The organism is Roseateles sp. YR242 (genome assembly GCF_900109745.1).
In the GTDB taxonomy this organism is placed as follows: Bacteria; Pseudomonadota; Gammaproteobacteria; order Burkholderiales; family Burkholderiaceae_C; genus Roseateles.
Genome location: NZ_FOAV01000002.1, coordinates 707,386 through 719,095, shown reverse-complemented (window position 1 = coordinate 719,095; position 11,710 = coordinate 707,386). Strand labels below are relative to the sequence as shown.

Genomic DNA, 11,710 nt, shown 5'->3' with positions numbered 1-11,710 from the left:
GACGTAAAAACCCTATCGGGATCTCTGCAACATCAACTCAACGAACAGGAGAAAAGCATGGCCAAGAACCCTTCCGACCGCTTGTTGGCGGACCTGCATCAGGTGGTGACCGATGCTGAATCCCTGCTGCGCGCCACGTCCGACCAGACCAGCGCCACCGCGTCCGAGCTGCGCGCCCGTGTGCAGGCCACCCTGGACCGCGCCAAGGGCAGCCTGGGCGACTTCCAGTCGGCCGCCATCGACCGCGCCAAGGCCGCCGGCAAGGCCACGGACGAATACGTCCACACCAACCCCTGGGAATCCATCGGCGTCGCTGCCGGTGTGGGCCTGTTGCTGGGCCTGCTGATCAGCCGCCGCTGATCATTGGCCTGACATCACGGGCCTGACGCAGGGGTGAGGCCACCCTGGTGGTCTCGCAGCCAGTCTTCCAGCTGGTCGGCTGGCATGGGCCTGGCAAACAGCCAGCCCTGCCCCTCATGGCAGCCCAGCGCCAACAGGTGCTGGCGCTGTTCTTCGGTTTCGATGCCCTCCGCCACCACGCGCATGCCCAGGCTACAGCCCAGGTTGACCACCAGTTGAGCGATGGTGGCGCCCGCGGCACTGCTCTGCGCCTCATGCACAAAGGCGCGGTCGATCTTCAGCCGCTCCACATCCAGGCGCCGCAGTTGGCTCAGGGATGAGAAGCCGGTGCCGAAGTCATCAATCGCCACGGTCGCGCCGGTGCTGCGGATATCCGCCAGCACCCGCATCACCGTGGACACTTCTTCCATCGCCATGGATTCGGTGATCTCCAGCTCCAACGCGGCCCCGGGGATCTCCGCATCCGTCAATGCGCGGCGCAGCGAGTCAATGAAGCCGTGATGCCGGAACTGCGCCAACGAGATGTTGACCGCCACCCGGAAGTCGCTGAAGCCATTGCGCCGCAGCTGGGCGATCTGGAAGCAGGCCGTCCTCAGCACGAATTCACCGATCGGGACGATCAGCCCGGACTGCTCGGCCAGTGGAATGAACTGGTCCGGCGGCACGAACTGGCCCTCAGCCGTGCGCCAGCGCAGCAGGGCTTCGGCACCGATGACGCGCTGCGTCTGCAACTCCACCTGCGGCTGATAGACCACGAAGAGCCGCCGCTCCTCGAAGCTCGCCCGCAACCCCTTGAGCAGCTTGAAGCGCTCTCGCGCATCAACGCCCATTTCGGCGTGGAAATACTGTGACGCGCCCCGGTTCTGGGCCTTGGCCCGCTTGAGCGCAATCTGCGCGTCCAGCAGCAGCTCGGAGCCCAGCGCCCGGGATTCGGCCAGCCGAACCAGGCCGGTGGTGGCGCTGAGCTGCAGCCGCTCGTCGGAGACGGTGAAGGGGTCGTTGAACAGTTCGGCGATACGGTCGCCATTCACCAGCTCCTCCGGCCCGAGCAGGCCGAAGGCGTTGGACGAAATGCGCGCCATGGCGGTGTTGTGGCCCAACTGCTGCGCCATGCGCAGCGTCACCGCCTGCAGCACCTGGTCGCCGAAGCGATGGCCGAAGGCATCATTGATGTCGGCGAAGTCGTCCAGGTCAATCAGCGCCAGCGTGATGCCGTCCGGCGACTTCAGGTTGTGTTCCAGCACCTCGATGAAACGGGTGCGGTTGGGCAACTGCAGCAACGGGTCGTTGTAGGCCTGATCGGAGAGCTGGCCATAGAGCACCACGTTCTCGAAACCGGCCGCGATGTTGGAGCTGAAGGCCCGCAGCAGTTGCTGGTCGAGGTCGTCGAGCGCGCGCGGAATTTCCAGCAGCACCGTCATCGCGCGGCCATCTGGCAGCCCGAAGTACATGGCGGTGCAGCCATCTTCATGCACATGTTCACCCTGCGCCAGGCAACGTTCCAGCAGCTGCCGCACCCGTTGCATCGGGATGTGCCGCAGGGGGCGGTTGACCAGCGAGCTGTACTGCCCGGCAGCGGCGATGACACGCGCGTCGCCGCTGGGGTCGGTTTCGCTCTGCACACATACCAGCCCGTCGGGCAGGGTGCTCAGCAGCGCGCTGAGCAGCGTGATGACGCCTTCGGCAAAACCTTGCAACCCACGCAGCCGGCCCAGCTCGGCGCTGGCCTCCACGATCATCTCCATGCCTTCCCGGCTGGCTTCCAGCGCGCGGATCTGGCGGTAGGAGCGGATGGCGGCGGTGAGCACCGTGTAGAGACGGGTGCGGGTGAGTTCCGACTTGGTCTTGTAGTCGTTGATGTCGTAGGTCTGGACCGTCTCGATTTCGGGCGCGTAGCCCGGCTGCCCGGTGCGCAGCACGATGCGCACGGCCTTGAGCCGCAGTTCATCGCGGATATGCCGCACGAGCTGAAGGCCGGCGTCGTCGGACTCCATGACCACGTCCAGCAGCACCACGGCGATGTCGGGCTCCTGTGCCAGCAGGCGGCGCGCCTCGGTCGCGGACCGGGCATGCAGGAAGCTCAGCGGCAGGCCTTCCACGGCCAGGCCTTGCATGGCCAGCTCGGTGGCCTTGTGCACATCCGTGTCATCGTCCACGATCAGCACCCGCCATGGCTGACCGGCGGCGGGCCCTTCCCGGGCGGGGTCATGGTCGTCCAGGAACTGCAGCACGTCGTCGTCCTCGACGACGGCAGAGCTCGACGAATGCTGGCGATCAGACATTGAGGGACCTTGTCGTGACGCCCGTGCGCGGCGGCGCAAAAGACGTTTTGTTGACTGTAGCCCAAGCCTCTGCCCGGGATGTGGCTTGTACGCCATCGTTTCCCCCGATTCGGTGGTAGCGTCCCGGCGTCGAGGAGGAGGAAGTCACATGGATTCGCAGGAGGTGAATCTGGCCGACCGTTTGCGCCGCATGGCGGCGCATGCGTTGTCGCTGGCCCGCGTCCGTCTGGAACTGGTGGGCGTGGAGCTTCAGGCGCAGTTATTGCGGCTTTTTGCCGCGCTGGCCGGCCTGTTGCTGGCGCTGCTGCTGGGTGTGGCCGCCTTGCTGATGCTGGTGTTTTCTGCGCTGCTGTGGGTGCCGGAGGCCTGGCGGGCGCCGCTGGGTCTGGCCCTGGGGCTGCTGTTGCTGCTGGCGGCGCTGCTGAGCTGGCAGTGGGCCAAGCGCCAGTTGGCCGATGGCCAGCCCTTTGGCGCCAGCCTGGCCGAGCTTGCACGTGACAGCCGAGCGCTGGGCGACACGGAGGGCCGCTGATGTGGCGCGACATGCAGCAGCGCCTGAAGCTGCGCCAAATGGAGTTGCAGTTGCGCAGTGCGGAGCTGCGTGTGCAGCTGGCGCAGGATGTTCGCGCCATGGAGCAGCCCCTGCGCTGGGCGGACCGCGGTTATGGCCTCTGGCGGCTGCTGCGCAGCCTGCCGGTGGGCTGGCGAGCCGCCAGTGCCCTGGGTGGGCTCGGCGGCTTGCTGGGGCTGTTGAAACTGTTCAAGCGGCCCGGCAAGGTGGCCCGGGTGTGGGCCTGGCTCTCGCTGGCGCGACGCGTGTGGCGCTGGATGCGGCCGGCGCACGCGACCCGGCCCGATGAGGCCGAGTCCCCCGCCCATCCGCGCTGAGCGCCGATTCAGCGTTCAGCGGTTCAGGCGCCCGGACTCAGGCCCTGGCGACAGGCTCAGGGCCGGCTTCGCTTGCCCATACCACTGCGCATGGGTGTGGCTGGTTTCGCCGATGTCGTGGACACCGGACGTTGGCCCCCCGGCCCGCCACGCTTGCCCGTGGTGCTGCTCGTGCCGGTGATGCCCCGTGCCGCCTGTGCACGCGGCGCCTGACCGGCCATCGATGTCGGCTTGCTACGGCCGGCACCGGTCTCCCGCGGCGGCAAACCCGTGTGCTGGGTCAGGATCTGACCCGACCGTGGTTTGTTCGGTGCGGTCTTCTGGCCGGCGTTTGTTGAGTTCTTGCGCCGGGCCGACTCATAACCGCCATCGGTGCTCGGCTGGAAGGTCGGGATCAGGTGATGCTTGCCATTGCCGATCAGGTCGGCACGGCCCATGTCCTTGAGCGCCTCGCGCAGCAGCGGCCAGTTGTTCGGGTCGTGATAACGCAGGAAGGCCTTGTGCAGCCGGCGGCGGCGCTCGCCCTTGACGATATCGACGGCCTCGCTGTCGCGGGTGACCTTTTTCAGCGGGTTCTTGCCCGAGTGGTACATCGCCGTGGCGGTGGCCATGGGGCTGGGGTAGAAGGTCTGCACCTGGTCCGCGCGGAAGCCGTTGCGCTTGAGCCAGACGGCGAGGTTCATCATGTCCTCATCCGCCGTGCCGGGGTGGGCCGCAATGAAGTAGGGGATCAGGAACTGCTTCTTGCCGGCCGCCGCGCTGGCCTGCTCGAAGAGCTGCTTGAAACGGTCGTACGTGCCGATGCCGGGCTTCATCATCTTCGAGAGCGGACCGCCCTCGGTGTGTTCCGGCGCGATCTTCAGGTAGCCACCCACGTGATGGGTGACCAACTCCTGGATGTACTCCGGGGACTCGATGGCCAGGTCATACCGCAGGCCCGACCCGATCAGGATCTTCTTCACACCGCGCAGCGCGCGGGCACGGCGGTAGAGCTTGATCAGCGGGCCGTGGTCGGTATGCAGGTTGGGGCAGATGCCGGGGTAGACGCAGCTGGGCTTGCGGCAGGCCGCCTCGATCTCCGGGCTCTTGCAGCCGATGTGCCACATGTTGGCCGTGGGGCCGCCCAGGTCCGAGATGATGCCGGTGAAGCCCTTGACCTTGTCGCGGATGTCCTCGATTTCTCGGATGACCGAGTCTTCACTGCGGCTCTGGATCACCCGGCCTTCATGCTCGGTGATGGAGCAGAAGGTGCAGCCACCGAAGCAGCCGCGCATGATGTTGACCGAGAAGCGGATCATTTCCCACGCCGGGATCTTGGTGCCGGCATCGTGGCTGCCGTTCTCGTCGGCATAGCGGGGGTGCGGGCTGCGGGCGTAGGGCAGGTCGAAGACGTGGTCCATCTCCGCCGTGCTCAGCGGGATGGGGGGCGGGTTCAGCCAGACATCCCGGTCCACGCCGCTGGAGGAGTGGCGTTGCACCAGCGCGCGGGCGTTGCCCGGGTTGGTCTCCAGGTGCAGCACGCGGTTGGCATGGGCGTAGAGCACCGGGTCGCTCTTGACCCGCTCGTAAGCGGGCAGGCGGATGACGGTGCGGTCCCGCGGCGTGGTGAGTGCCCGGCCATCGCTGCCAGTGCGGGCCATCGGCTTGCGGATGATCTGGATGGTCTTGACCTCGGGCATGCCCGCCTGGATGGGGGCGGCACCCGAGGCCTGCTCCTGCTGCTTGGCGCAGTCGGTGCCCTGGTCGGCGGCCACCTCTTCGGTGGTCATGTAGGGGTTGATCAGGGCCTCGACCTTGCCGGGGGCGTCCACCTCGGTGGAGTCGATCTCGAACCAGCCGTCCAGCGTGGCGTCGTCCGGGCGGCGCATGAACGCAGTGCCACGAACGTCGGTGATCGACTCGATGGGCTTCTTCTGCGCCAGGCGGTGCGCGATCTCGATGATGGCGCGTTCGGCGTTTCCGTAGACCAGCAGGTCCGCCTTGGAATCTACCAGGATGCTGCGCCGGACCTTGTCCTGCCAGTAGTCGTAGTGAGCAATGCGGCGCAACGAGGCCTCGATGCCGCCGATGATCACCGGCACGTCCTTGAAGGCTTCCTTGCAGCGCTGGGTGTAGACCAGCGTGGCGCGGTCCGGCCGGCTGCCGGCCTGGCCACCCGGGGTGTAGACGTCGTCCGAGCGGATTTTGCGATCAGCCGTGTAGTGGTTGATCATCGAATCCATGTTGCCGGCCGCCACACCGAAGAACAGGTTGGGCTTGCCCAGCGCGCGGAACGGATCGGCCGACTGCCAGTCCGGCTGCGCGATGATGCCCACGCGAAAGCCCTGCGCCTCCAGCGTGCGCCCGATCACCGCCATGCCGAAGCTGGGGTGGTCCACATAGGCATCGCCGCTGACGATGATGATGTCGCAGCTGTCCCAGCCCAGCTGGGTCATCTCTTCGCGAGACATTGGCAGGAACGGCGCCGGGCCGAAACGCTTGGCCCAGAACGGGCGGTAGGCGGTGAGCGCCTTCAGTGAAGAAGGCTTGGACTGGGTGACGGACACGGCGGCGGCTCGGGCGGAGTTAACCAAGCATTGTCGCCGTTCCCTGGGGTTGACCCCAGGAGAGACCTCACAAATCCGGGGCTTTCGACCGGGAATCGGGCCCGCCAGCGCAGTCGGCGCTGTCGGTGTGATGGTCACGCGGGCAGGCATCGGGAGACAGGTCTGCGCTGGCGCCCGGTCTGAGCGTGTCCAGGCGCTGCTGGGAGGCTTCGCAGATCGGCTGGCGGCCCAGCGTATGGCGTTCGGCCTCGGTCAGTGGCACAAAGCGGTTGGGCACCGACGGCGCCAGGCTGGAGATGTAGTGTTCCAGCTGCGCCTGACCCACCTCGATGAGGTCGAAGGACTGCGGGTCCAGCATCCAGTGGTGAAGCAGCCCGCCCACCAGCGCCATCAGGCCGATGGAGGCGCGGTGCGTGTCCAGCCCCGCCGGCAATTGGCCCAGCGCGATGGCCCGTTCGAAGGCGTCGCGGTTGTGCAGCGTCCAATCGCGGTGCGCCACCACCTTGCGTTCCAGGATGCTGGCCATCTCCCCGACAAATTCCACCCGCAGATTGGCAATTTCGAACGCCCGGCGTGTGCGGGCGTTGTTCACCGTGCAGTGAAACACGTTCAGCAGGCCCAGCCGCAGGTCTTCCAGCGGACGGTCCGGGGAGGCGGAGGTGGCCGCCTCGATGCCTTCTTCCAGCGGCATGGTGGCGCGCTGCATCATGGCGTCGAACAGCTGGACCTTGTCCTCGAAATGCCAGTACACGGCCCCGCGGGTGACACCGGCGGCCTGGGCAATGTCCTGCAGCGAGGTGCGCGAAACGCCCCGCTCATGGAACAGCTGTTCGGCAGCGTCCAGCAGGCGGGTGCGGGTCTCCTGGGCTTCTTGTTTGGTTCGGCGGGCCATGGCCGCGATTGTATGTGGGTAAACATACATGCGCGAATGTATGTATATACTGCGACCCGCATCGTAGCGTACGCCTACGCTTTCGTCAGCTTCGCCCACTCACTCCGGCGCTGTTCGCCCTTCGGCTTGATCGAGGGGACGCAACCGCTATCGCCGTTGCGTGCGGGCGTGCCTTTGCCGATGATGCGCCCAGCCGAAACGCTACGTAAAAACACCAACAAGCCACCATTGGCTTCACAAGAGGAACCCCATCGTGATGTCCTTCCCTCAGTCGCACGAACAACCGGGGGCGGAACGCCCCGGCCTGAAGGCCGGCGCGCGCGTGCTCTATCTCCTGCCTCTGGTGGTCTCGCTGGCCGCTGTCCTGACCGCTTGCGGCAAGGATGAGAAGGCTGCTGCCGGCCATGGTGGCGGCATGCCGCCCGCCCAGGTGGGCGTGGTCACGGTGGGCACCCAGGCGGTGGCCCTGCAGACCGAACTGCCCGGCCGCGTGGAATCGCTGCGCACGGCCGAAGTCCGCGCCCGCGCGACCGGCATCGTGCTCAAGCGCCTCTTCACGGAAGGTGCCGAGGTCAAGGCCGGCCAGGCCCTGTTCCTGATCGATCCCGCCCCCTACCAGGCCGCCCTCGACAGCGCCAACGCCAGCGTGACCAAGGCCCAGGCCAACCTGGCACAGGCTGCTGCCCAGGCCGAGCGCAACAAGCCGCTGGCCGATGCCAAGGCCATCAGCCAGCAGGACTACATCACCTCGGTGGCGACCGCCAAGTCGGCCGAAGCCGATGTGGCCGCCGCCAAGGCTGCAGCCGTCCAAGCCAAGCTGAACCTGGACTACGCCCACGTCACGGCGCCCATCTCCGGCCGCATCGGCCGTGCGCTGGTCACCGAAGGCGCGCTGGTCAGCGCCAGCGAAGCCACGCAACTGGCCCTGGTTCAACAGGTCAGCAGCGTCTATGTGAACTTCACCCAGTCGGCCAACGAGGTGCAGAACCTGCGCCGCGCCCTGGCCAACGGCCAACTGCGCAGCAACGGCAATGGCGCGCAGGTGCAGGTGGTGCTGGATGACGGCACCGTCTACAGCCGCCCCGGCAAGCTGCTGTTCACCGACCTGACGGTGGACACCACCTCGGGCCAGGTCACCCTGCGCGCCGAAGTGCCCAACCCGGAAGGCACGCTGCTGCCGGGCCAGTACGTGCGCGTGCGCCTGGCGCAGGCCGAGCTGCCGTCGGCCGTGCTGCTGCCGCAGCAGGCCGTGACCCGTGGCAACGATGGCGACACCGTGCTGGTGGTGGGTGCGGACAACAAGCCGCAGCCGCGCAAGATCCGCATCGGCAACGCCGTGGGCAACCAGTGGGTGGTGACCGACGGCCTGAAGGCCGGTGAGAAGGTCATCGCCGACGGCTTCCAGAAAATGATGGTGCCGGGCGCACCGGTCAATCCGGTGCCCTTCACGCCTGCCGGTGCCGCCAGCGGCGCCCCCGCAGGCGCTTCGGCCGCCGGTCACTGAGCCCTGACGCTCAGGAAGGATCCAAGACATGGCACGTTTCTTTATTGATCGCCCCATCTTTGCGTGGGTGATCGCTTTATTCATCCTGGTGTTCGGTGGCGTCGCCGTCACCCAGCTGCCGGTGGCGCAGTACCCCACGGTGGCGCCGCCATCGCTGGTGTTGAGCGTCGTGTACCCAGGCGCTTCGGCCAAGACCATGGACGAATCGGTGATCTCGGTCATCGAGCAGGAGCTCAACGGCGCTCCCGGCCTGGCCTACATGGAGTCGATCAGCCAGGCCAACGGCACGGGCACGATTACCGTGACCTTCGAGTCCGGCACCAACATCGACCTGGCGCAGGTGGAAATCCAGAACCGGCTTTCGCGCGCCGAGCCTCGCCTGCCGTCCGCCGTGACGCAGCAGGGCGTGAAGGTGGACAAGTCCCGTTCCAACTTCCTGCTGTTCGTCATGCTGGCCTCCAAGGACGGCTCGATGGACCCGATCGCGCTGGGCGACTATGCCGCCCGCAACATCGTTCCGGAAATCCAGCGCGTGCCCGGCGTCGGCCAGGCCCAGCTGTTCGGTTCTGAACGCGCGATGCGCATCTGGCTGGACCCGGCCAAGATGCTGTCGTTCAACCTGACGCCGGCCGAGGTCAATACCGCCATCTCCGCGCAGAACGCGCTGGTGCCAGCCGGTGTGCTGGGCGACCGCCCCAACACCACCACCCAGACCATGTCGGCAACGATCGTGGTCAAGGGCCAGCTGGAAGACAAGGCGCAGTTCGAGAACATCGTCCTGCGCGCCAACAGCGACGGCTCCACCGTCAAGCTGAAGGATGTCGCCCGCATCGAGCTGGGCGGTCAGAGCTACAGCACCTACACCCGCCTGAACGGCAAGCCGTCCACCGGTATCGGTATCCAGCTCTCGCCCAGCGGCAATGCGCTGGGCACCGCCACGGCGGTGAAGGCGCGCCTGGAAGAGCTGAAGAAGTTCTTCCCTGCCAACGTGGAATACGGCATTCCGTACGACTCGTCCAAGTTCGTGAAGATCTCGATCGCGCAAGTGATCGAGACCCTGATCGAAGCGATCGTGCTGGTGTTCCTGGTGATGTTCCTGTTCCTGCAGGACTGGCGCTACACCCTCATCCCGACGCTGGTGGTGCCGGTGGCGCTGCTGGGTACCTTCGGGGTGATGCTGGCCCTGGGCTTCTCCATCAACGTGCTGACGCTGTTCGGCATGGTGTTGGCCATCGGTATCCTGGTGGACGATGCCATCGTGGTGGTGGAGAACGTCGAGCGCATCATGAGCGAGGAGGGGCTCTCGCCCCGCGAGGCGACCAAGAAGGCCATGAGCCAGATCTCGGGCGCCATCATCGGTATCACCACCGTGCTGATCGCGGTGTTCGTGCCGATGGCCTTCTTCGCCGGTTCCGTGGGCAACATCTACCGCCAGTTCTCGCTGGCGATGGTGGCGTCCATGGCGCTGTCCGCGCTGATGGCCCTGTCCCTCACACCGGCCCTGTGCGCGACGCTGCTCAAGCCGGTGGACGCTGGCCACCACCATGAGAAGCGTGGTTTCTTCGGCTGGTTCAACCGGGGCTTCGCCCGCACCGCCAAAGGTTATGAAGGCTGGGTCGCCCGCCTGCTCAAGCGCAGCGCGAGCATGATGGTGGTGTTTGTCGCCATCGTGGCGGTGGTGGGCTGGTTGTATGTGCGCATGCCGACTTCCTTCCTGCCCAATGAAGACCAGGGTTACCTGATCGTCAACGTGCAGCTGCCGCCGGGCGCCACGTCCAACCGGACCGAAGCCGCCGTGGCCGCCGTGGAGCAGTTCCTGCACAAGCAGCCGGAAGTGGCGGACACCATCGGCGTGATCGGCTTCTCCTTCTCGGGCCAGGGCCAGAACGCCGCGCTGGTGTTCGTGCCGCTCAAGCCATGGGATGAACGTCATGGTGCGGAGCACAGCGCCAGTGCCGTGGCCGGACGGGTGTTCGGCGCGATGATGGGCACCGTCCGCGATGCCTTCATCTTCCCGCTGTCGCCCCCGCCCATCCAGGAACTGGGCAATGCCACCGGCTTCGCCCTGCGTCTGCAGGACCGTGGTGGCCTTGGCCACGACGCGTTGCTGGCGGCTCGCAACCAGCTGATGGGCATGGCTTCGCAAAGCAAGCTCATCACGGGCATGCGTCCGGACGGCCTGGAAGATGCACCGCAGCTGCAGGTGGACATCGACCGTGCCAAGGCACAGGCGCTGGGTATCAACTACAGCACCATCGCCGCCACGCTGGGTACCCAGCTGGGCTCCGCGTATGTGAACGACTTCCCCAGTGCGGGCCGCATGCAGCGCGTGATCGTCCAGGCCGATGCGACCAAGCGCATGGCGCCGGAAGACGTGCTCGCGCTCAACGTGATCAACACGAAGGGCACCAGCGTTCCGCTGTCGGCGTTTGCCACCAGCCACTGGATCACCGGCCAGATGCAGGCCACGCGCTACAACGGGTATCCCGCCATGCGCCTGGCCGGCGACGTGACGGCGGGTGCCTCCACCGGCCAGGCCATGGCCGAGCTGGAAGCCATGGTGGCCAAGCTGCCGGCGGGCATCGGCTACGAGTGGACCGGCCTGTCCCGCGAGGAAAAGCTGTCCGGCTCGCAGGCCACCATCCTGCTGGTGTTCTCGCTGCTGGCGGTGTTCCTCTGCCTGGCCGCGCTGTATGAGAGCTGGTCCATCCCGGTGTCGGTGCTGCTGGTGGTGCCGCTGGGTCTGCTGGGCGCGCTGGCCGGTGCCACGCTGCGTGGCATGCCCAACGACGTCTACTTCAAGGTGGGCCTGATCACCATCATCGGCCTCTCGGCGAAGAACGCGATCCTGATCATCGAGTTCGCGAAGGATCTGCAGGCGCAGGGCAAGGGGTTGGTCGAGGCCGTCCTGGAAGCCGCGCACCTGCGCTTCCGCCCGATCATCATGACGTCCCTGGCCTTCATCCTGGGTGTGGCGCCGCTGTTCTTTGCGTCGGGTGCCGGCTCTGCCAGCCAACGGGCGATCGGTACCGGCGTGCTGTCCGGGATGATCACCGCAACGCTGCTGGCCGTGGTCTTCGTGCCGGTCTTCTTCCTGGTCGTGCGTCGCGTCTTCAAGGGCAGCGAGCGCCAGCGCAAGATGTACGCGCATGAGCTCGAGGGCGCGAGCGCCAAGAACGCCGACGGTGTGTGATGAACGTTGCGAGCCCCGGCGACAGCCGGGGCCGTGCGGAGAATT

At 66.6% G+C, this 11,710-nt stretch carries 8 protein-coding genes; 5 read left to right on the top strand and 3 right to left on the bottom strand.

The window, feature by feature from the left end:
• Positions 1–57 precede the first annotated feature (57 nt).
• Positions 58–360, top strand: coding sequence for an ElaB/YgaM/YqjD family protein (locus tag BMY53_RS06775; protein ID WP_058936667.1), 303 nt, complete (start codon positions 58–60; stop codon positions 358–360).
• Between the two features lie 14 nt (positions 361–374).
• Here the strand turns inward: BMY53_RS06775 and BMY53_RS06770 are convergent, their stop codons facing one another.
• Complete coding sequence (locus BMY53_RS06770; protein ID WP_092944905.1) at positions 375–2,642, bottom strand: putative bifunctional diguanylate cyclase/phosphodiesterase; 2,268 nt, start codon at positions 2,640–2,642, stop codon at positions 375–377.
• A gap of 148 nt (positions 2,643–2,790) precedes the next feature.
• Here BMY53_RS06770 and BMY53_RS06765 point away from each other — a divergent pair, with 148 nt between their 5' ends.
• Entirely contained in the window at positions 2,791–3,174 is a 384-nt protein-coding gene (locus BMY53_RS06765; RefSeq protein ID WP_092944903.1) for a phage holin family protein, read from the top strand.
• Positions 3,174–3,530 carry a hypothetical protein gene (locus BMY53_RS06760; protein WP_092944901.1) on the top strand — a complete coding sequence of 119 codons (357 nt, stop codon included), beginning with the start codon at positions 3,174–3,176 and terminating at the stop codon, positions 3,528–3,530. Before BMY53_RS06765 ends, BMY53_RS06760 begins: the two co-directional genes overlap by 1 nt.
• A 56-nt stretch (positions 3,531–3,586) precedes the next feature.
• Here BMY53_RS06760 and BMY53_RS06755 read toward each other — a convergent pair whose 3' ends face one another.
• Both BMY53_RS06755 and BMY53_RS06750 read right to left on the bottom strand, forming a co-directional pair.
• Positions 3,587–5,980 (bottom strand): YgiQ family radical SAM protein, encoded by a 2,394-nt coding sequence (locus tag BMY53_RS06755; RefSeq protein WP_255370078.1) that lies wholly within the window; start codon positions 5,978–5,980, stop codon positions 3,587–3,589.
• A gap of 163 nt (positions 5,981–6,143) precedes the next feature.
• The gene (locus BMY53_RS06750) at positions 6,144–6,968 is read right to left on the bottom strand and encodes a TetR family transcriptional regulator (protein ID WP_092945173.1); all 825 of its coding nucleotides are present in this window, start codon (positions 6,966–6,968) and stop codon (positions 6,144–6,146) included.
• Positions 6,969–7,224: 256 nt separating this feature from the next.
• Between BMY53_RS06750 and BMY53_RS06745 the strand changes: the two genes are divergently transcribed.
• Both BMY53_RS06745 and BMY53_RS06740 read left to right on the top strand, forming a co-directional pair.
• A complete protein-coding gene (locus BMY53_RS06745; protein WP_092944897.1) occupies positions 7,225–8,472 on the top strand; it encodes an efflux RND transporter periplasmic adaptor subunit in 1,248 nt (415 codons plus the stop codon).
• A 28-nt stretch (positions 8,473–8,500) separates the two neighbouring features.
• Complete coding sequence (locus tag BMY53_RS06740; RefSeq protein ID WP_092944895.1) at positions 8,501–11,665, top strand: efflux RND transporter permease subunit; 3,165 nt, start codon at positions 8,501–8,503, stop codon at positions 11,663–11,665.
• Positions 11,666–11,710: the final 45 nt, after the last annotated feature.